The 20823-nt window shown below is 44.5% G+C and carries 22 protein-coding genes, 3 tRNA genes and 1 pseudogene; 20 read left to right on the top strand and 6 right to left on the bottom strand.

Annotated elements, in window-relative coordinates; translation table 11 throughout:
• The first annotated feature begins 8 nt into the window (after window positions 1–8).
• From SPSPH_RS15655 to SPSPH_RS15600, 13 genes are all read left to right on the top strand, one after another.
• Window positions 9–566, top strand: a complete 558-nt coding sequence (locus SPSPH_RS15655; protein WP_075757309.1) for a Fe-S-containing hydro-lyase — start codon at window positions 9–11, stop codon at window positions 564–566.
• A gap of 113 nt (window positions 567–679) precedes the next feature.
• Window positions 680–756 (top strand) — tRNA-Pro (locus tag SPSPH_RS15650).
• Window positions 757–777: 21 nt separating this feature from the next.
• Window positions 778–851, top strand: a tRNA-Gly gene (locus SPSPH_RS15645).
• A gap of 18 nt (window positions 852–869) precedes the next feature.
• Window positions 870–945 (top strand) — tRNA-Arg (locus SPSPH_RS15640).
• Between the two features lie 473 nt (window positions 946–1418).
• A complete protein-coding gene (gene ltrA / locus SPSPH_RS15635; protein WP_075752891.1) occupies window positions 1419–2807 on the top strand; it encodes a group II intron reverse transcriptase/maturase in 1389 nt (462 codons plus the stop codon).
• Between the two features lie 161 nt (window positions 2808–2968).
• Entirely contained in the window at window positions 2969–4060 is a 1092-nt protein-coding gene (locus tag SPSPH_RS15630) for a hypothetical protein (RefSeq protein WP_075757310.1), read from the top strand.
• Window positions 4061–4121: 61 nt separating this feature from the next.
• On the top strand, window positions 4122–4535 hold the full coding sequence (locus tag SPSPH_RS15625) for a hypothetical protein (protein ID WP_075757311.1): 414 nt from the start codon (window positions 4122–4124) through the stop codon (window positions 4533–4535).
• Between the two features lie 125 nt (window positions 4536–4660).
• A complete protein-coding gene (locus SPSPH_RS15620) occupies window positions 4661–5011 on the top strand; it encodes a hypothetical protein (RefSeq protein WP_075757312.1) in 351 nt (116 codons plus the stop codon).
• A gap of 144 nt (window positions 5012–5155) precedes the next feature.
• Window positions 5156–5878 (top strand): polysaccharide deacetylase family protein, encoded by a 723-nt coding sequence (locus SPSPH_RS15615; RefSeq protein ID WP_075757313.1) that lies wholly within the window; start codon window positions 5156–5158, stop codon window positions 5876–5878.
• Between the two features lie 116 nt (window positions 5879–5994).
• Window positions 5995–6540 (top strand): hypothetical protein, encoded by a 546-nt coding sequence (locus SPSPH_RS15610; protein ID WP_075757314.1) that lies wholly within the window; start codon window positions 5995–5997, stop codon window positions 6538–6540.
• A gap of 47 nt (window positions 6541–6587) precedes the next feature.
• The gene (locus tag SPSPH_RS15605) at window positions 6588–6722 is read left to right on the top strand and encodes a DUF2310 family Zn-ribbon-containing protein (RefSeq protein WP_233139164.1); all 135 of its coding nucleotides are present in this window, start codon (window positions 6588–6590) and stop codon (window positions 6720–6722) included.
• Window positions 6685–7146, top strand: a complete 462-nt coding sequence (locus SPSPH_RS23570) for a DUF2310 family Zn-ribbon-containing protein (protein WP_075757315.1) — start codon at window positions 6685–6687, stop codon at window positions 7144–7146. The genes SPSPH_RS15605 and SPSPH_RS23570 overlap by 38 nt, the downstream gene beginning before the upstream one ends.
• Before the next feature lie 126 nt (window positions 7147–7272).
• A complete protein-coding gene (locus tag SPSPH_RS15600; RefSeq protein ID WP_075757316.1) occupies window positions 7273–7542 on the top strand; it encodes a hypothetical protein in 270 nt (89 codons plus the stop codon).
• Between the two features lie 138 nt (window positions 7543–7680).
• Here SPSPH_RS15600 and SPSPH_RS15595 read toward each other — a convergent pair whose 3' ends face one another.
• Window positions 7681–7878 (bottom strand): hypothetical protein, encoded by a 198-nt coding sequence (locus SPSPH_RS15595; protein ID WP_075757317.1) that lies wholly within the window; start codon window positions 7876–7878, stop codon window positions 7681–7683.
• Window positions 7879–8127: 249 nt separating this feature from the next.
• Here SPSPH_RS15595 and SPSPH_RS15590 point away from each other — a divergent pair, with 249 nt between their 5' ends.
• Window positions 8128–8544 (top strand): cupin domain-containing protein, encoded by a 417-nt coding sequence (locus SPSPH_RS15590; protein ID WP_075757318.1) that lies wholly within the window; start codon window positions 8128–8130, stop codon window positions 8542–8544.
• 173 nt (window positions 8545–8717) lie between these two features.
• Here SPSPH_RS15590 and SPSPH_RS15585 read toward each other — a convergent pair whose 3' ends face one another.
• The 4 genes from SPSPH_RS15585 to SPSPH_RS15570 form a co-directional block, all read right to left on the bottom strand.
• Window positions 8718–9185, bottom strand: a complete 468-nt coding sequence (locus tag SPSPH_RS15585; RefSeq protein ID WP_198931010.1) for a hypothetical protein — start codon at window positions 9183–9185, stop codon at window positions 8718–8720.
• Entirely contained in the window at window positions 9134–9919 is a 786-nt protein-coding gene (locus tag SPSPH_RS15580; protein ID WP_338735850.1) for a hypothetical protein, read from the bottom strand. Before SPSPH_RS15580 ends, SPSPH_RS15585 begins: the two co-directional genes overlap by 52 nt.
• Window positions 9920–10559: 640 nt before the next feature.
• Window positions 10560–10706, bottom strand: coding sequence for a hypothetical protein (locus SPSPH_RS15575; protein ID WP_158027105.1), 147 nt, complete (start codon window positions 10704–10706; stop codon window positions 10560–10562).
• A 140-nt stretch (window positions 10707–10846) separates the two neighbouring features.
• Window positions 10847–11377, bottom strand: a complete 531-nt coding sequence (locus SPSPH_RS15570; RefSeq protein ID WP_075757319.1) for a hypothetical protein — start codon at window positions 11375–11377, stop codon at window positions 10847–10849.
• A 325-nt stretch (window positions 11378–11702) separates the two neighbouring features.
• Between SPSPH_RS15570 and yddG the strand changes: the two genes are divergently transcribed.
• From yddG to fliD, 4 genes are all read left to right on the top strand, one after another.
• Window positions 11703–12620 carry an aromatic amino acid DMT transporter YddG gene (gene yddG, locus SPSPH_RS15565; protein ID WP_338735846.1) on the top strand — a complete coding sequence of 306 codons (918 nt, stop codon included), beginning with the start codon at window positions 11703–11705 and terminating at the stop codon, window positions 12618–12620.
• Window positions 12621–13010: 390 nt separating this feature from the next.
• Window positions 13011–13433 (top strand): Fur family transcriptional regulator, encoded by a 423-nt coding sequence (locus tag SPSPH_RS15560; RefSeq protein ID WP_075757321.1) that lies wholly within the window; start codon window positions 13011–13013, stop codon window positions 13431–13433.
• 17 nt (window positions 13434–13450) lie between these two features.
• Window positions 13451–15646: a catalase/peroxidase HPI gene (gene katG, locus SPSPH_RS15555; protein WP_075757322.1), complete on the top strand. Its 2196-nt coding sequence runs from the start codon at window positions 13451–13453 to the stop codon at window positions 15644–15646.
• Between the two features lie 320 nt (window positions 15647–15966).
• Window positions 15967–17265 carry a flagellar filament capping protein FliD gene (gene fliD / locus SPSPH_RS15550; protein WP_075757323.1) on the top strand — a complete coding sequence of 433 codons (1299 nt, stop codon included), beginning with the start codon at window positions 15967–15969 and terminating at the stop codon, window positions 17263–17265.
• A 109-nt stretch (window positions 17266–17374) separates the two neighbouring features.
• Here fliD and SPSPH_RS15545 read toward each other — a convergent pair whose 3' ends face one another.
• Window positions 17375–18844 carry a sigma-54 interaction domain-containing protein gene (locus tag SPSPH_RS15545; RefSeq protein WP_075757324.1) on the bottom strand — a complete coding sequence of 490 codons (1470 nt, stop codon included), beginning with the start codon at window positions 18842–18844 and terminating at the stop codon, window positions 17375–17377.
• A gap of 280 nt (window positions 18845–19124) precedes the next feature.
• Between SPSPH_RS15545 and SPSPH_RS15540 the strand changes: the two are divergent.
• Window positions 19125–19930: pseudogene (locus SPSPH_RS15540) on the top strand (pyrroline-5-carboxylate reductase family protein).
• 224 nt (window positions 19931–20154) lie between these two features.
• Window positions 20155–20793, top strand: a complete 639-nt coding sequence (locus SPSPH_RS15530) for a cobalamin B12-binding domain-containing protein (RefSeq protein WP_075757325.1) — start codon at window positions 20155–20157, stop codon at window positions 20791–20793.
• The last annotated feature ends 30 nt before the right edge of the window (window positions 20794–20823 follow it).

The following is a 20823-nucleotide window of genomic DNA, read 5'->3' as shown; positions in this document are numbered from 1 at the left end:
AACGCCAGATGAAAGAAGCTATTAAAATAGTCACCCCGTTGACTAAAGAAAAAGCCTGTGAACTTAAAGCCGGTGACCTGGTGCTTATTACCGGCACTATCTATACATCCCGGGATGCTGCTCACAAGCGTATGACCGAAGCCTTGGCGGCAGGTGAGAAGCTGCCGGTTGATTTCACCGACCAGATCATCTATTATGTCGGTCCGGCTCCTGCTAAGCCAGGCAATGCTATCGGTTCAGCCGGCCCCACCACCAGCGGCCGTATGGACGCATACACTCCGCGTATGCTGGAAGAAGGCTTACGTGGCATGATTGGCAAAGGCTATCGTTCGGCGGAAGTGGTAGAGTCCATGAAAGAGCATGGTGCCGTATATTTTGCCGCCACCGGCGGTGCAGCGGCGCTTATTGCCAAAACCATTAAGAAATATGAAGTAGTAGCTTACGAGGATCTTGGACCTGAAGCATTGTCCCGCTTAACGGTAGAAGACTTCCCGGCCATTGTTGTTATTGACAGTGAAGGCCGGAACTTCTATGATGAAGGACAGGCTAAATACCGCAATCTGTAAAATAACAGGCTGCTGCCCAATGCCGAAACAGGTGTTGGGCAGCAGTAAAAAATACCTTACAAGTAGCTGCTTGACAAACAATTGAAATATCAGTATAATATGTTTTGTGACTACGGGGCGTGGCTCAGTTTGGTAGAGTACCTGGCTTGGGACCAGGGGGTCGCAGGTTCGAATCCTGCCGCTCCGACCACATCATATATGACCATTTGTTGCGGGTGTAGCTCAATGGTAGAGCACTAGCCTTCCAAGCTAGCTACGAGGGTTCGATTCCCTTCACCCGCTCCATTCTATTTTCATAATTATGCGCCTGTAGCTCAGAGGATAGAGCAACCGCCTTCTAAGCGGTTGGTCGTAGGTTCGATTCCTACCAGGCGTGCCAGAGAAATCAAGGCTTCCGAGAAATCGGAAGCTTTTTGTTAGTTTGCCTCGAATGGGTGATAACTTGGTGGTGAAAGTCCACTACAGGCTTGGCAGTAGGAACTGTTAGCAGAGGGCAAGGGTGTCCGCCGTGAGGCGGAATCTGAAGTAAGCCTAATGCAAACCCTTGGTCTGACGAATAGAAACTACATATAAGGCATATGCAGGGAGGACGAGTTTGCTAACTAAAACAAAGTCCAATACTGCCCGAACCCTGTGGTGTAAATGTAGCAGATATATGAGGGGAAGGTTATCGCTCTTAACGGGGGAGGTCTCGCAAGGCTCCGAAAGACATAGGCAACCCCATGACACCCGGAGAACCCATGCAGTGATGTATGGCTAAATTGCAAGAAGTCAGCAGAGGTCATAGTACCGGATTTTTTTTCCGGGAAGGACCGAACAATAGTAGTCTTTGAACGAGAGGACGGTGAAGCAATGCAAAGAGAGCAGAAAACGACGAAAGTCGGCTACCGGTGTGAGGGTATGTTGGAAACAGAGAGTAATAGCGGAGCGCGGAGCATTGTTACGCCTGAAACCGCAGAGAAAGACGGTGCAAGTCGTTTGCTCGAAGCCATATTACACAGGGACAACCTCAATGCAGCCTACCTACGAGTAAAGCGAAACGGCGGCGCTCCGGGAGTTGACGGAATGGCAGTAGAAGAAATGCTGCCCTATCTAAAGGACCATAAAGAGGAACTGTTGGCAAGTATTCGTGCCGGATGGTACAACCCCAAACCGGTCAGACGAGTAGAAATACCAAAGCCAGACGGGGGAAAGAGAAACCTTGGAGTACCAACGGTCATAGACCGTATGGTACAACAAGCCGTAGTACAGGTAATGCAACCCATGTTTGAGCCCCATTTCTCCGAAAACAGCTACGGTTTCCGACCGGGGCGCAGCGCCCATCAAGCCATGAAGAAGGCCGAAGAATATTATAAGCAGGGTTATATCAGAGTCGTAGACATAGACCTCGCTAAATATTTTGATACAGTCAATCATGACATTCTCATAGATAGGATAAGAGAAGTAATTAAGGATGAGCACGTCATCAAGCTGATACGTAAGTTCTTAAAGAGCGGCGTTATGGCAAACGGCTTAGTCAGTCCGACAACGGAGGGAACGCCACAAGGAGGCAACCTTTCACCACTTCTCAGCAACATATACCTTACGGCTTTCGACCGAATGCTGGAAAGCAGAGGTCATAAGTTTGTAAGGTATGCGGACGACTGCAATATTTACGTCAAAAGTCAAAGAGCGGCCGAGCGGGTAATGACCAGCAGCACGAAATATCTTGAGAACAAATTAAAACTTAAGGTAAACCAGGAAAAGAGCAAGGCGGGGAGCCCATTAAAACTTAAATTCCTAGGTTTTTCCCTATTTAAGACAGGGAAAAGAATGGGTATACGGCCACATGCCAAGTCGATGGAGAAATTCAAGAACAAAATCAGGCAATTAACAAGCAGAAAGCAAGCCAAGCCTATCCCGGCAATTCTAAACAATATCAGGAAATATACAACCGGATGGTTAGGCTATTATGCAATAGCTGAAATGAGTTCCAAGATAAAATCTCTTAACGAATGGATACGCCGAAGAATAAGGCAAATCTTTTGGAAACAGTGGAAGAAACCCTCCGCAAAATTTAAGAACCTCATGCTCCACGGTATACCAAAGCAGAAGGCTAGAGAATGGTCTTATTCCCGACTAGGATATTGGCGTATTGCAGGTAGCTGGATTTTATGCAGGTCATTAACGAACGAATACCTCGCATCCATCGGCTATGATGATATAGCCAAAAGATACGAGGTATTGCACTTAAGCTATTGAACCGCCGTATACGGATCCGTACGTACGGTGGTGTGAGAAGTCGGCTACTCAACTAATGCGTAGCCTCTTACTCGATTGTAAATGTTGATGTTTATTTCAAAACAGGGAGGATTTTACAAATATATGTATAATTTGTAAAGTATTTATATATAGTTTTGGGGGTGGATACTCTGCTAGACATACAAAACATAACGCATCATAGTGATCTGCTGAAACTTTCAAAAAATCAATTAGTTGAAATTTGTACTGATATGAATTTACCGACTGATGGTTACCGACCGGAGCTTGCCTTTACTATTTGGGAAAAGATAAAGGGAAATACTGAACTTCAAAATGAAAAACTGAAGGCTTGGAAAACAAGGCTTCTGTGTGGACGTACATCCGTGATGTGGTACCAGTTAGATGTAGGTACATCCAAAGGGATAAAAGAAACCCTTATAAAGCAATGCGGTTTTAACCCGTTTAATTATATAAAAATGCCACCGAAAGAAGAATTAACGAGTACACCAATTTTAATTAGTGCTGCTAATGGTGATACTGAAAGCGAGTATTTCCTAAGGTTCATTTATAAATCTGGAGTAACAAAAAATATTTATGGAGATGAAATGCAGCTAATCCCTAGCAGTAGTATTGTTACGGTATATGTTAATGAAGAGTTAAATTGTTTTGAAGTTCGCTCTGAACCTGGAACTGCTTCAAAGGTGGCAAGAAGTTTTGCGCGTTTAATTAACCGTGAAATAGCATTGACACCTAGGAACATACTAGTTCCTTTTGGTAATAATGTAGAAGCAATGGCAGATGCGTTGGAGGGAAATTTGATTGAAGCTCTTTCCAAACCTGAGTCGTTGCTTGAGGATTTTACAGCAGAACAAACAGAAGCTATTGCAAAAGTGCTGACTGCATTTGATGAATACTTGGCTGCTGAGGATGTCGATAGTTTAACTAAAGAGCTAAAAGACGCAAAGATTGCTTTCGGAGGTGAAATGCTAAGTGTTCCTTTTGCAGCATTAATATTATCGGGAATTGAAAAGGTATCATTGGGCGTTGCTGGTCGGGATCTGAGAGAGCTAGTATTATACGATTTTTTAAAACCGTATTTGCAGCATCAAGGTGGTTTCATTCAGTTTGTAGTATCGGATGAAGGTTTGCCACAAAGTTATACAATAAAGGTAGGTCTTAAAAGCAATAGTGTATATTTTGTTACACCTGCGACAGAAAACGTTTTAAAATTTGTTCGCGAACGTATCTTTTAACCTTGACAAATGGTATAATTTATAGTAATAAATATATACAAAAAGAGGGAGGTGACTGGGTATGGCTTTAGTATGGAAGATAGATGAGGTCGTCAATGAAATAGCATTGTGGCCTGTAAAGAAATTCTATCCTACACTGATTGCAAAGCGTACCGGCCTCCCGATAGATACTGTTTTTACTCGCCTTCTGGAATTAACCAAGGATCATAAACTATGTGTAAAGTGGGAATTAAGATGCCCAGGAGATAACTGTGCACGTACACTGCTGGTTCTTGACGAAAAAGCTGTTAAGCTTAGAGATGTGTTTTGCCAGTATTGCGGTCATGATTTTTGTGAAGGCGACGATGGTGATGTATATGATTATATCTATCCTGCTTTTGAAGTCTGCAAAGATTACAAAGAATATCTAAGGCAATTGGACCTGCAAACTAAAAAAAAACAACCACCAATGAAAGGCAAGAAACATTTAAACTAGCAGAAAACCAACCAATATCTTTAACGCAGATATTTAAGGGTAATATTGGTAATCTTCCATCGGAAATAAGTGCACCACTTATGGTTAATATTTTTCGGAATTGCGATTTTGCGGAGGGGTTACTAGTGAATTCCAAAAACAGTTTTGGCGGAGTTACTGTTAATGATAACCATGGCTCTTTAGGGATCGGTTCTGATCAGACAATTGTTAATATAAATCAAACGGCTAAAGAATTGTCAGCAAATTTAATTAGAGAAATAAAAGCATCAGATATTCCAGATACAACTAAAAAAGAGCTGGAAGAATCTATTAACGAAATTGATAAACAGGTTAATTCAGGCAGCCCTAATAAAATTACCTTAACCGGCATATTAAGTGGAATTAATGCAGTAATCAATACTATAAATAACTCCCCGTCATTAATAGAAACATTTACAAAGTGGAAAGACTTTATAATTCCTTTAGTTGGAAAATAATTGGTAATTGTAATAGCCGCACCTCATCCGGGGTGGGGCTTTTTTTTTTGTCAATAATTTAAATTTAGTGAAATATTTGAGTACACCTTGCATATATTTGGCACAGTGAGGTGCTTCTGATGAAGCGAAGGGAGGTAAGTACCGATGAGAAGATTTCACTTGATGCTATGCGCTGCAGTAATAATGGCTGCAATGTTTGTGCTAATAGATAGGGAGTCATCCAACGATACCAAAATAATTTCTAAAGTTCCTACTACTCAGAAAGTCGTTGCATTGACAATAGATGATGGACCACACAATAAGGTGACCCCCGAAATACTTGCAATCTTAAAAGATAAAAACGTAAAAGCAACATTCTTTGTTTTAGGAAAAAACGTTGAGGATAATCCTCGAATTTTTGCTCAAGAAATAGCCGACGGTCACGAAGTTGGAGTTCATACTTATAGTCATTCGTCGTTACCAAAGTTAAGCGATAAAAAAATTGAAGAGGAATTTGAAAAAGCGGAAAAAGTGATCCTGCCAATTACTGCTATGCCGACTTTATTCAGACCTCCCGGAGGAGCTTTCAACGAACGGGTGATTAGGATAGCCAAGCAACGGGGCTATCAGGTGGTTTTATGGTCAATAGATACACGAGACTGGGAGTGTCCACCAGAAAAGAGAATTATTGATGAAGTTTATAAAGCAGTAAAGCCTGGAAGTATTATTTTAATGCATGATGGACAATATCCAATTCCAACGCCACGCGTACTTGGTACTATAATAGACGGTCTTCGGGAGCGTGGTTATATATTTGTTACCGTAAGTGAATTATTACAGTACAATGAGGTTGGGCATACATTCAGGCCTTTTGGTAGTCCTTTTTAAAATTAAGCCGGAGATGTTTTTGGGACTGTTACTTGCTTATAAAGGTTTTTAAGGACAAGGGAAGAAAATAGAAGTAGTATAATAAATGAGTTTGTGAATTCCAAGGATGTGAATGCATGTTTAAATTCGGTAGTCACAGCAACAGCGAATCCCAGGAGTATCATTACTTTGACATATATAATGTGGAGCAAAACAGTAGCTATGAAAGAATTGTTTTGGGACTCACGCAAAGCCATATTGATACAATGTTAGATTTAGTAGGCGTATGCAATGGACCGTTTTACATCTTGTATGTCCTGCACACCCCGCATTCATGTGAAGAAGGTAGATACCAAACTGGGGAACTTACTTATGATGAAGTCAGTACGCTGCTTAATTGCTATAAAGAGTTTTTTGAGAATGACGGACGTCATGATATATGGATTCATTCACCTGAAACAAATACAACGATCGTTTATGATCGGCATAATCTCATATATTTATATGGTTTTACAGGTGATCACCTACATATTATTGACAGAATGGGATTAAAGAAGGAATCAGTAAATATTCCATGCCCTCACGTGCATTGCTATAACTCCGAATATGACAACTTTGAACTAAAACTCATCAATGAATATCGATGGAAAAGGAGGCCGCTGCATGAAGAGGATAGGCAGTAATCAAATATGCTACTTGTGGAATCTTTTAATAAAGGAAGAATGGAGTCATGTTTGTTGTAGAAGGTATCTTTAAACCTGCCGTATCGCAGGACCCTGAGCAAATACAGGAGGTACTTGATCATTTATTAGGCGCATTAAGGATGAATGGGCAGATTCTGGGGCGAGAAGTATGTATCACTTGAATCACCCATCCGGTGTGGAGATTGTTTTGGGGGTATACCTTTGTATCGATTGCCGGCAACCAGGGATGATGAATACGGGGATATCATTACCTGGGAAAGCGATTATAAAGCCTGTGATACTCTTCAAATGAATTGCAGTACAGGAGAACGGTTTGGCCTTTCTCAACTTTCGAAACACGATAGTAGTTTAGCAATAAGAGGAAGAGAGATTTGTAACCGAATAACCGTTACGACTGGAATACCCACATACTATTATCTGCTGAAATCAAGCGGTAAGGGACTGAAAGCAGAGCAAGCAAGGAAATGTCCATCATGTAAAGGTGAATGGTTACTCCAAGAGCCACTTCATGGATTATTTAATTTTCAGTGTGACGGTTGCAGGTTATTATCAAATATTGCCTGGTCAGTTCGATCAATAGGCTAGCAATAAGTATTTATTACTTATAAGACAATAGAGGATGGCAAGGGCAGATTTGTCATGGAAAGAAAAGTTTTCGAACTTCGTTATCGTGGCAGGCATGATATGCTATAATAATTGCTAAGAGGTGGTATGGTGGAAGAATTACTAAAACAGATGCTTGCTGAGATTAAGGAACTCAAAGCAGGACAGGCACGTATTGAAGCTGCTACAACACGCATAGAATATAATCACGGTACTATGTTAAAGGCTTTAATTGACGCTAGAGAAGTTCAACAAGATGTTAATGATATGATAATAGAGAAGCTTAATACTATAGCTATGAAGGTTGATACACAAGACTTATTAATACGTAAACATGACAGAGAGCTAGATAGGCTTAAAAAGGTTATTAATATATAAACCGGTATAATAGCCGGCTTTTTTTTTATCCAACAGAAAGTAGAACTTAATTGGGGTTGGGTTCTGAAATAAGCCTGCTGGCCTTGAGTGGTTAAACATCACTATGTGGGCAGGAACAAGGGGCTTGTCCATGATTGGCTAGTTATTTCCACCTAATACAATGTAAAGCATAAGAAAAAAACCTAACACAATGATCCAATTTTTTATCCGTTCTTTTATCTTTGGGAATTTTGGCTGGTTGCGCCGAGCACGTTCAGCCTCGATGCGTTCTCTGGCCCTAATACGTTCACGTTCTTCTTCATAAATTTTTTTCTTTTGCTCTTTGGTTAATGGCATATGAACCACCTCCAAAACCTTCCTATATATTAATTGCCATGTTAATATTTTCCAATTATAAAATACGATTAACTTACAGTATATTCCTGCTTAGAATGTAATATTATTACAGGGACAAAGACCAGGTACCTTGTCCCTGTGTGATTCCCTTCATCCGCTCCAGTATGGAAGACATAATAGATTACATCACCTAATTCTGCGCAGCGTCATATAATGGTAATAAACTCCGGAAAAGGAGGATGATATCAATTGTCTGACCATGGTCCAAAACCTTTTGTTATAAATATAGCGCAGACAGCAAAACAAAATAAGGCATTTCGCACCACTATGTGGACGGGCGAATTTATGCAGCTAACTCTAATGTGTATTCCTGTTGGCGGTGAAATCGGGTTGGAAGTTCACTCCGATCTTGACCAGTTCATTCGTATTGAAAAAGGGGTAGGGATTGTTAAAATGGGTCTTCGCAAAAATGATTTATGCTTCCAAAAAAACGTAGGCCCTGGTTATGCCTTTATTATTCCGGCAGGGACCTGGCATAACTTAATTAATACTGGGGAAAGACCGTTGAAACTGTATTCAATCTATGCGCCACCCCAACATCCAAAAGGAACAATACATCTAACAAAGGCAGATGCCGAGGAAGACGAACACGAGCACAGTTATTAACAAACTAATAAACAGCCCGCAGCTAGAGCATGACCCATTCAGAATTGCTGATATTTTAAATAGTAAAGAAACGGTATTTTCGGAATCGATATTACGAAAGAGCGGCTGGTCAATTGACCAGCCGCTTTACAATGGAATTTATAATCTGAGCACCAAAATACTGGTACTTAAATTTATGCCAAACGCATAATCAGACCGCCATTAAATCCCATCGTTGGTGCTAGCGCCAATGATGGACCTACGGGCATTTTAAGTCCCAGGCAGATCATGACTTGTGTTCCCTTTGTCAATGTAACACTAATGTCATTTGATTCGCCGTTTACAATAGTAGTATTAGCGGGGTAAATTTGTCCCCCTAGATATGGTGCTGTATCAAAATAAGTTTCTGGAACAAATGTGAAGTTTCTGCTATCAGGTGGTGCAGTCGCAATAACAATATAGGGAACAAGGTTGTTAAAAGCAGTGAGATCAATAGCTGCGCCGTTCACCACACTTGCCACTATCTTAGTGAGTATTACGTCAGCAGGTAAGGTAAACATATAAAAATCATCCGCTATAACAGGCGAAAAAGTATTGCCGTTAGGCGCTCCTAGTGCAATGTTAAGTCCACTTTCTCCAAATCCAGTAACCGCAATGCGCAAAGATTGGCCAGCTGCATTTGTTGTGGGGGTTGCGATAGCAGTATATCCAGTAGAGAATGGGACCATAAATAGACCAGCCGTTCCAGTAGGTCCAGTCGGGCCGGTAGCTCCAGTTTCGCCGGTAGGTCCAGTCGGGCCGGTAACTCCAGTTTCGCCGGTAGGTCCAGTCGGGCCGGTAACTCCAGTTTCGCCGGTAGGTCCAGTCGGGCCGGTAACTCCAGTTTCGCCAGTAGGTCCAGTCGGGCCGGTGGTCCCAGTTTCGCCAGTAGGTCCAGTTGGTCCGGTAACACCAGTTTCGCCAGTAGGTCCAGTTGGTCCGGTAGCTCCAGTTTCGCCAGTAGGTCCAGTCGGGCCGGTGGCCCCAGTTTCGCCAGTAGGTCCAGTTGGTCCGGTAGCTCCAGTTTCGCCAGTAGGTCCAGTCGGTCCGGTAGCTCCAGTTTCGCCAGTAGGTCCAGTTGGTCCGGTAGCTCCAGTTTCGCCAGTAGGTCCAGTTGGTCCGGTAGCTCCAGTTTCGCCAGTAGGTCCAGTTGGTCCGGTAGCTCCAGTTTCGCCAGTAGGTCCAGTCGGTCCGGTAGCTCCAGTTTCGCCAGTAGGTCCAGTCGGTCCGGTAGCTCCAGTTTCGCCAGTAGGTCCAGTCGGTCCGGTAGCTCCAGTTTCGCCGGTAGATCCAGTCGGTCCGGTAGCTCCAGTTTCGCCAGTAGGTCCAGTCGGACCGATAGGAGTAATATCTTCAATTGTCACAATTGCAGAGCCTTCAGTCACAGTAATATCCAGTGTTGTGGATTGGAAGATTAAACTCTCGCCAAACCCTACAGTGGCTGTTCCTACAGGGCCAAGTACGCTAAAGAGAGTTTCTCCGGTATCAAAGGCGCCAGTAGCACCTGTAGGTCCGGTTGCACCGTCGGCTCCAGTGGGACCCGTTGGACCGGTTACTCCGTCAGCACCTGTAACACCAGTCGGACCTGTTGCTCCCGTAGCGCCTGTCGGTCCAGTTGGTCCCGTGGGGCCGGTAGGACCTGTCGACAAGTTGGAACCTAAACAGTTGTTAATTATAACCGTAGGTTCACAACAGCATTCTTTCTCGTGAGGATGATAGCAGCATTCCTTTTCACTATAATATTTTCTGTCCATACGCTAACCTCCAATATAATACCACATACAAAAAAAAATACTTTATGCCATTATATGCAGTATTACATAAATATGCTTTGGTAGTGAATGCTAAAAACAAAAAAGGGGTGTCGCAAAACGCTTTATGAAAAAGCGCAAAGCGACCCCTCTTTTTAATGGGACAAACGGCCTGTCCCGGCGTCCCTTGAAGTCGATAGAGTTACCGGGGGAAAAAGAATATACCGCCTTTTAGGCGGTATATCGTCATTTTTCTCTATTTCCCTCCGGTAACTGAGGTTTATTGATCGAATTTACTTCTTTGGCACTTTCCTTGTTGGAAACGTATTTAGGATCACCAAGGGTAACGCGGGGAGAATTTCCGGTTTGCTTGCTTTGATATAGATCGCTCATATTGCACCTCTTTGGAGTAATGGTTGATATTAGCGTTTCCCTGGATGAGGCAGGCCATACTCTCAGTAATAATTGATTGGGAGAATAAGCAATGAGAATAGTTCTCAAAGCAATGAGCACGAAGTTAGAATAAGATGTAGTTAGTCATTGGGATTATCATCACGGAGTGACTTCGCCGCTGCTGGTTGTAATTTTGTTCTGCAGATGTTTTTTTCAGACCTAACCAATATTCCCTCTTGCCACATTTGATAACCGTATATTAATACACCATCAAGCGTAGTAATTACAGCGTTTACAAAAGGGGTAATGCCTACTTCCTGAAACAGTCCTCTACTGCCAAGAAAATAAACATGAAATAAATAGATAAATCCAAAGTTTAGGAGTATGTCAATTACCAGATAGAACCAAAATCTACCATAGGCAAAGTGGAATAACCATATAGTTGTCACAATATTTAATCCAAAAATAACATACGAATGCGTTCTTAGCGGCAAAGCAACTTCTGCATAAATAAACCAACCTAGATTTTCTCCTGTCTCTACAACCAGTATACTTGTAAGTGCAGAGAATAGAGCGACAGGCATATAATATTTGATATTTTCTTTAGGTATGAAGAATAGTGTTAACCAAGGAACGATCAGCATTGACCATAATATAGCTTGATTACTCATAGGGCTCACTCCTTATTTAATGTATTGCTTAGTATCTGTCTTTTCAGATTTTTAATGCCCGCATAACTATAAGGACAAGGTGGCGGATACCTAGTCCCATTATATTTTCAGATATGATACTTTCTCATATCTGAAGTAAGAATTTGTCGTTTTACTTTATAGTAAACCCGTTGTATAGTACAATAGGTAAATGACAAGGTACAGGTGACAGGGGGCAATTGTATGCAATATGGATATTACGGCAAGTGAAAGTTGCGCTAGCTGACTTTATTGGGCATTTTTAACAAGCCTGAATTACTACTTCATTAAAAAGGGGATTATGTCGTTGAATACACGCACCAGGAGCAATGCTACTTTTATTGGACTAATTGCTATCATACTTTGGAGCACAATGGTTGGTTTAATTCACAGTGTAAGTGAACTGCTTGGCCCGATTGGAGGTATTGCTATGATCTATACCTCCGCGTCTGTGATTCTTATTGTTACGTTTGGAGTACCCAAAATAAAAACTTTCCCTTGGAAATATTTGCTACTGGGAGGTTTTTTATTTGTGGCCTATGAAATATCTTTTGCGATGGCGATTGGCTTTGCCAACAATGGGAATCAGGCAATTGAAATCAATATTATAAACTATCTGTGGCCTTGTCTTACCATTGTATTTGCTATCCTTTTTAATAAACAAAAATCCACACTTCTGATAATTCCGGGGCTGATCCTTTGCCTTCTTGGCGTTTGTTGGGTATTAGGAGGCGAGAAAGGTCTGGATGTAAGTGGGATGATTAGCAATATAAAAAGCAATACATTTAGTTATGCTTTAGCCTTTGCAGGCGCTTTCATTTGGGCTGCATACTGCACTATCACAAATAGGTTAGCGGCAGGGAAAAACGGAATTACCCTATTTTTTATTCTTACTGCTGCAGTTCTTTGGGTTAAGTTCTTCATTAGCGGAGCTGCTGTGCCCAATCTTAGTGTGCGGGCCATAATGTATGTGCTGGTGGCAGGCTGCGCGATAGGTTTTGGGTATGCTTCCTGGAATTATGGTATTTTGCATGGCAATGTCTCAGTACTTGCCAGTGCCTCCTATTTCACGCCGATATTATCATCGTTGTTAGGCTCGTTGCTTTTAAATGCCCCGCTTTCAGTTCCCTTCTGGCAGGGTGTATGTATGGTATGTTTGGGATCAATATTATGTTGGCAGGCAACTAAGAACCAGTCAGAGAAAAATAAGGTTTGCGCTTCATAATTATTTTTGAGCACTTTCGTACCTGTGCGGGCAGTTCAAGCTGTCTGACACAGGTATAATAATATTGTGATATCATCTTTGAGCCGCTAACATTGTTAGCGGCTTTAGGTATTGGGAGAACACTTAGTGTCCGGCTATTGTGCTTGCAGGAATTTAATGGAATTTGTCGAATGATTTAGTGTATAAGCTATCAATGCAGCTAGGGAAGCGATGCTGTAAATTGACGCGTCAGCAAACAGCTTATTACTTCAGCTCCAAGGATTTTTCTACTGAAGCAGTTTTACAGGTAATTAGAGATTGACAAGTTTTAATTTATTGAATAAAATAAAAATGTAATCATTACAAAACTGTAATGATTATTGTTAACAAGAGAGAAACGCAGGGATTATAATGCTGAGAAACAATCCGTTTGTGCAGGAACTGCTAAAAAGAAATATTACCCCGTCGCATCAGCGTGTCATGATTTTACGGTATTTGATTGAAAACCGATGCCACCCTACGGTGGAGCAGATTTTCAGCGCGCTGCGCAGTTCGATCCCTACTTTGTCCAAAGCTACCGTATACAACACATTGAATATCTTCCTTGAGGCCCACTTAGTTCGCATTTTGTCGGTTGAGGAGAATGAAACGAGATATGACATCGTGATGGAAAACCATGGGCATTTCAAATGCTCTTCCTGTGGCAGCATCTATAATTTTGCAGTGAATATCGACCAGTTCGTATCAGAAGAACTGCGTGGTTTTCAAATTGCGGAAAAGAATGTCTATTTCCATGGTGTATGCCCTAGTTGCATTGCCAAAATAGAAAAATAAAAGAAGGAGTTGGTCTCATGAGTAATGAAAGCAAGTGCCCGGTGACAGGCATGACCAGAAAAGCCGTTGCCGGTGGTGGCACCTCAAACCGGGATTGGTGGCCTAATCAATTGAACCTGAATATTCTGCATCAGCATCCTGCAAAATCCAATCCGATGGGCGAGGATTTCAACTATGCAGAAGAGTTCAAGAGTCTGGACCTTGACGCCGTAAAGAAGGACCTATATGCGCTGATGACCGATTCCCAGGATTGGTGGCCTGCTGATTACGGTCATTATGGACCGCTTTTTATCCGGATGGCGTGGCATAGTGCCGGTACCTATCGTCTGGGGGATGGACGCGGCGGCGCGGGTTCCGGCTCACAGCGCTTTGCCCCCCTCAACAGCTGGCCTGACAATGTAAATCTCGATAAAGCCCGCCGGCTGCTTTGGCCGATTAAACAGAAATATGGCAGGAAGATTTCCTGGGCAGACCTGATGATTCTTGCCGGAAACTGCGCTCTGGAATCCATGGGTCTTAAAACCTTCGGTTTTGCCGGTGGACGCGTTGATATTTGGGAACCGGAAGAGGATATTTATTGGGGCTCTGAAGGCGAATGGCTGGGCGATAAGCGTTATTCCGGCCAGCGGGATCTTGAAAATCCGCTTGCCGCCGTGCAGATGGGCCTGATTTACGTGAATCCGGAAGGTCCTAATGGACAGCCCAGCGTACTTGCTTCCGGCCGTGACGTTCGCGATACCTTTGCCCGTATGGCTATGAATGATGAAGAAACGGTCGCACTTGTTGCCGGCGGTCACACGTTTGGCAAATGCCATGGCGCCGGCCCCGCGACCCATGTAGGGCCTGAACCTGAAGCCGCCGGCCTTGAAGAGCAGGGCCTCGGCTGGAAAAACAGCTTTGGGAGCGGCAATGGCGGTTATACCATCGGCAGCGGCATTGAAGGCGCCTGGAAACCAAACCCGACAACCTGGGATATGGGTTATTTAGAGACTTTATTCAAATATGACTGGGATTTGGTTAAAAGTCCTGCCGGCGCCTGGCAGTGGATACCGACCGACCCGGCTGCGGCAACTACGGTGGAGGATGCGCACGACCCGTCCAAGCGTCATGCACCGATGATGACTACCGCAGATCTTTCCCTAAGAATGGATCCCATCTATGGTCCGATTGCCAAGCGGTACCGTGATAACCCTGAGGAGTTCGCAGATGCTTTTGCCCGGGCCTGGTTCAAGCTGACACATCGTGATATGGGACCCCGTTGCCGTTATCTCGGACCGGAAGTTCCGGCAGAGGAGCTAATCTGGCAGGACCCGGTGCCGGCGGTCGATCATGAATTGATTAACGAACAGGATATTGCAGAACTCAAGGCAAAGCTGCTTGCTGCCGGTCTGTCGATTCCCGAGCTGGTTTCAACAGCCTGGGCGTCGGCCTCCACCTTCCGCGGCTCTGACAAGCGCGGTGGAGCCAATGGGGCGCGCATTCGTCTCGCTCCGCAAAAAGACTGGGAGGTTAACCAGCCGGAGCAGCTTGCGAAGGTGCTTGCAGCTCTGGAAAAAATTCAGGCAGAGTTCAACAAGGCACAGCAAGGCTCTAAGAAGGTTTCCCTGGCCGATCTGATTGTTCTGGGCGGCTGCGCGGCTGTCGAGAAAGCGGCAAAGAATGCCGGTTATGAAGTGACTGTTCCCTTTACGCCGGGTCGCACGGATGCCACCCAGGAACAGACTGAAATTTATTCTTTTGCCGTGATGGAACCAAAGGCGGACGGCTTCCGCAATTATATGAAGGCCAAATATGCCGTATCAGCCGAGGAAATGCTGGTAGACCGGGCACAGTTACTGACTTTGTCCGCTCCGGAGATGACCGTTTTGGTCGGCGGCATGCGTGCCTTGAATGCCAACTTCGGGCAGTCTCAGCACGGCGTGTTCACCAAGCGTCCGGAAGCGCTTACCAATGATTTCTTTGTGAATTTGCTGGATATGGGTACGGTGTGGAAGGCCGTTTCCGAGGAAGCCGAGGTCTTTGAAGGCCGCGATCGCACCACCGGTGAACTTAAATGGACCGGCACCCGTATTGATCTCATTTTCGGCTCCAATTCACAGCTCCGGGCAGTTGCGGAAGTCTATGGCTGCCAGGATTCTCAGGAGAAATTCCTGCAAGATTTTGTAGCGGTGTGGACTAAGGTTATGAACCTTGACCGTTTCGAGCTTGCCTAAGTCTGGTTGGGTGCTGTAACCAACTGCTAAACAGCCGGACAACGAAGCTTCCCATTACCAGCGGCTGCTGCCGGGGAAGCAGGCGACAGAAAATAATTTAACAGGAAACAGCCTGGGATGATCCGCTTTGGATTGCCTCAGGCTGTTTTAGTTGCTTATCTCATTCCTCATTAAAGAACTTCACCTTTAAGGTTTAGCAATTTACAAGATTTTCTTGCAAAACTCGGGGGATTGTGGTACAAAAAAAGTAAGGAAGGCGTGTCCAAACACAGCAGAAGGCGAATCAGGGATGAACGTCCGGGTGCAAAGGAGTGAGCAGCGTGTTTAGGAGCGGTTCTGTTGCTAACCAATATACCTCGTGGGGACAATATGGCATTTATGCGTCAATGCTGCAAAGGCAGGATTTTGCCAATAACGGTCAGACAGGCCGCACAGGCACCCTCTTGCCCGGCGGGTCTGATGTGCTTTATGATTATGCGTCAGACAGCAGGAACCAATTGGCCAGTATCCTGGCTGACCGGCAGAAAAAACTTGCTATGGCCACAGAGATTGTCGAGAATTACAATAACCTGGCGTCAAGCTTTTACAACGGCTTTGATTCGTCGATGAAAGCATTGAAGGATGCAGCTTATGATCTGAAAAATACCAGCCTGAACAGCGCCGTCAACCAAATTGGCTATGGCAGTGATAACAGCAAGGTCGTCACGGTGACGTCCAAGTTTGCACCAGGCCGTGACAGTTTTAATGTGGAGGTAAGTCAGCTTGCCGGCGGACAGAAAACGGCCTATGCTGCTCTGGCTGCGGAAGGTGCGGGAGCTTTTGCCGGTAAGAGCAGTCTTACCTTGAACAGCGGTGATAAAACCTATAAGTTTGACTTTAATTTCACTGCCGGCACGACCAACAAGCAGGCCTTGCAGTCAATCGCAGAGAAGGTCAATGAATCAGGCGGCAGCCTGAAAGCCAGCGTCACGGAAAAGGACGGTAAAAGTCAGCTGCAGCTTTACACCAGCGGAACAGGAGCCGCAACCGCCTTCAGCGTGACCATGACCGGAGCGCTGGAGCAGCAGTTGCAGACAGAGCGCCAGGAGACGGCGCAGGATGCTGTTTACCGTGTGAACGGTGTTAGCCATACTTCCGGGAAAAATGAAATTGAACTGGCCGAGGGCGTTTCCGCTACCCTGACCGGAACCGGCGAGGCTAAGGTAAGTCCGGATCAGATGGATGCCGGTAAGCTGGTGAACGCGGTTAAACAATTTGCCGGCGCCTATAATGCTGTGGTGGAGCATCTGAAAGCCAATGCCGGTTCGTCAAAAGCTATTTCCAATCTGGCCGGTTCATTTGCGAACATTCGCTTTTCCGCTGGTTCTTTGTCCCAACTGGGGATTGACGTGGGTGCCGGCGGCAAGCTCAGCGTTAACGAGAATCGGCTGACAGAAGCGGCAACGAACAATCTGGATTCCTTGCAGCGGCTGGTAGGCAGTTCGGACGGCATTGCCGGTGTAACTTACAACAAGGCTTTCAGCGCGCTTATCCATAAGGATAATCTGCTGCCGCTGCCCAGTCTTACCAATGGCTACTACGGCGTTGCCAAGGGATTATTTTTTGATATAATGGCATGACATGTTAAAGAAGCCGCCAGCTGCGAGTTCCACTCTCGCGCCTGGCGGCTTTTGTTGCAGTGTAATTAACCGGTTACGGTGGTTGGCGGCCACAGTAACCGGTTTTCGTTTAAGGCACAGGGGAATCTGTTGCATCGCCGACAGACTGGGCTTTATACAAAACAGCTTTAATTCCATGCCGGCGGAGGTGATAATGCAAATTTTGCCTGGTAATTCCCAGTTGAATAGCGCACTGGCTTACGTTCCCATTCTTTAGTATCAGTGCGTTTTCAATGGTTTCTTTCTCGTATTGACGCAACAGTTCGGCTAGCGACTTATTGGCACCTGCTTCACTATCACTTGAGCCGGACTTTGTTTGATCACTCATCAGTCTCTTTTTTAACATCCTGGGCAGATGCTCCCTGGATAATATGGTTTCTGTATTTTCGGCCAGGCTCATCGCGCTTTCAATGATATGCTCCAATTCACGCACATTTCCCGGCCAGCGGTAATATAAAAATAGCTGCATCAAATCCTGGGATATGATTTTTATGTTTAGCGCCAGTTCATCGTTAAAGCGGTCTACAAATTCTCTTGCCAGCAGCGGTATGTCCTCTAACCGCTCACGTAAGGGCGGAATATCCGCAATAACGGGAGTCAAACGGTATAACAGATCTTCACGGAAAAGGCCGCTCTTTGCCAGCGCAAATAAGTCCTGATTGGTTGCACTGATTATCCGGCACGAAATCTTGCGTTCTTTATTATCGCCCAGGCGTCGTATTTTTTTATCCTGCAGTAATCTTAGCAGTTTTGCTTGCAAGGAAATAGACAGCGAGTTTATTTCATCTAAAAATAAAGTTCCATTTTCAGCCTGCTCAAAAAAACCGGGCGTATCCAATGCTCCGGAAAATGCACCCTTTACAGTTCCCATCATCAGGCTTTCCATCAGTGTTTCCGGGATTGCGGCGCAGTTTACGGCAATAAAGGGGCGGGATTTGTAAGGACTGGCGTTATGTATACCTTGGGCAAACAACTCTTTACCTGTGCCTGTTTCCCCCACAAGCATGACGGTAGACTGGCTCTGCGCCATTTTGCGGGCTTGTTTCAGGGTTTGCCGGATGACGGTACTGCTGCCGATAATATCTTCCAACGTATAGATGGTGCCATTGGTGACTCTGTTAGATTTTTTACTGTTAAATGAATTTAGCACCATGGTAACTAATTCGTTTATGGAGGGCTTATCTCTGCCAATGGAAATGACGGCAGATAATTTTCCATCCTGAAAAAACGGGTAGGAATTATATACAATATCAACTTTTTTGCCGCTTATCGACGTATAGGTCATATGCTGATCCCGCAATGGTTCGGGATTTTTGCATACAACATGCCGCTGGAAGTTTTCAAATCCCGGATATACGTCAAAATCTTTTTTTCCCACCATCTGGCTGCGGGTTGTCCCCTCCATTTTTTCAAAGGCTTTGTTGTAGAAGAGAACAGTGCCATCCACGCTTACTGCATAAGCCCCGTCGGATACTACATCAAACATGGCATGCAATAAGCGGTTTTCAGACTCCAGCTCTTCATACGTTTTTTTTACCATTAAGCGGCCTCCCTGTCAATAAAAAGATCGGCACATGTTCTTATCAACTGAAGGGATTTTTTCAGTTATTATAACATCTTTTGCGATAATTAGTAAACTGCATTTATTTTAAATATTCGCAAAACAAAATTATCCATGTCCGGTTGCGGTACAAGTTTGTCTTGCTAAAAAATACGTTGCTTTTTAACATATTCAAAAACTGGTACGAATTTTGCAATAGTCAAAGGTGATGGCACGATAGTTGTGTCATACTACATAATATTTTTTAGGAGATGTTTTAATGAGTACAATAGTTGGCTGTATAGGAGCTGGTAATATTGTAAAGGCATTGCTTGCAGGGGTAGAGAAGAGCGGTGTTTATTTTCCGAACCGGATTGGAATTTTCGATGTCTCACAAAAAGTATGTGATGATTTTAGGGAAAAGGGGTACACCGTTTTTTCATCAATTGATGATTTGGTTAAAAGCGCTCGCGTTGTTGTAGTTGCTGTAACCCCTCAGGTAATCGATTCAATCATGCAGCAAATTAAGAATGCTTTATCTGCAGACACTATTTTTCTTTCACTTGCAGCAGGAGTCAGCATCAAATGGTATCAGGAACAATTGGGAAAAGACTGTAAAGTGATTAGGTGTATGCCTACGCTAACGGCCCAAGTGGGATTGGGCGCTTTTGCAGTTTCACGCGCTGAAACAGTAGCTGATGATGACTATAAAGCAGTTGAATGTTTTTTGTCAAGTTGCGGTATTGTAGAAGAAATACCGGAGTCGCTTATGTGTGAGGTGGTTCCAATTAATGGATCTGCCCCGGCTTATTTTTACCATATGACTCGTGTTATCTTGAAAGAAGCCGTACATATGGGATTTGACGAAGATACTGCATTACGGCTTTTTGTGCAAACCATGAAAGGCGTGCAGAGATGCTGCTGAATTCCGGGATGAGTGCCGAAATGCTGGAGGATAAGCTCCGCTTGAAGGGTGGAACAACGCTTGCAGCGCTTGATAAAATGGACGAACTCGGCTTTGACCGTTGCTTAACAGAGGGTATAAAAGCATGTGTTTCACGTTGCAAAGAGCTGGGTAATTTATAATTATTTATAAGACGGGGGGCGGTGGCATTGTCTTGCTTGAATTGGTAAGACGATACCACCGTCCCCCGTCTTGCTGGTTTTTGAAAAAGAGATTATGTTATTTTTGCAACATAATCAATAAGTGGCACGAATTGTGCAATAGTTATGGGCAGTGGCACAAGCACGTTTTTACCGGTGTCATTATGCGTATAATCAATACCAAATTTTTAGGAGGTCGGTACTGTATGAGCAATTTCGAAAAGCTGGCAGAAGCGGTGTATCAGGGTGATGATTTAGCGGTAAAGACAATTACCCAGGGTATGGTAGCAGCCGGGGTAAATCCGATGGAGATTGTCAGCAAGGGCCTGCTGGCCGGCATGGACATCGTCGCGCCCAAGTTCAAGGCCGGAGAGATGTTTATTCCGGAAGTTATGATGTCGGCCAAAGCCTTATCCGAAGGGCTGAGCATTGTCAAGCCGCTGTTGTCGGCGGAGGATTCGGCCAATGTATCCACCTTTGTCATGGGCACGGTAAAAGGCGATTTACATGATATCGGCAAAAACCTGGTAGTCATGCTGCTGGAAAGCGGCGGCTTCAATGTAGTAGATCTGGGTGTGGATGTTACGCCAGAGGCTTTTGTTGCGGCCATTAAGGAGCATAAGCCCCGGATTGTCGGCATGTGCGCACTGCTCACCACTACCATGATGGCCATGCAGGATACTCTTGATGCCATCACCGAAGCCGGCCTGAGAGATAAGGTGAAGGTGCTGGTTGGCGGCGCTCCCTTATATCCGGAGTTTGCCGAAAAAATCGGGGCTGACGGCTATTGTGTCGATGCCGTGGCCTGCAAGGAAATGGCTGCTAAGATAGTGGCCGGTAACTAACAGAAAAGGGATAAGAATAGGGGGATGGAC

The organism is Sporomusa sphaeroides DSM 2875 (assembly GCF_001941975.2).
In the GTDB taxonomy this organism is placed as follows: domain Bacteria; phylum Bacillota; class Negativicutes; order Sporomusales; family Sporomusaceae; genus Sporomusa; species Sporomusa sphaeroides.
This window is presented reverse-complemented; position numbering and strand designations above follow the sequence as displayed.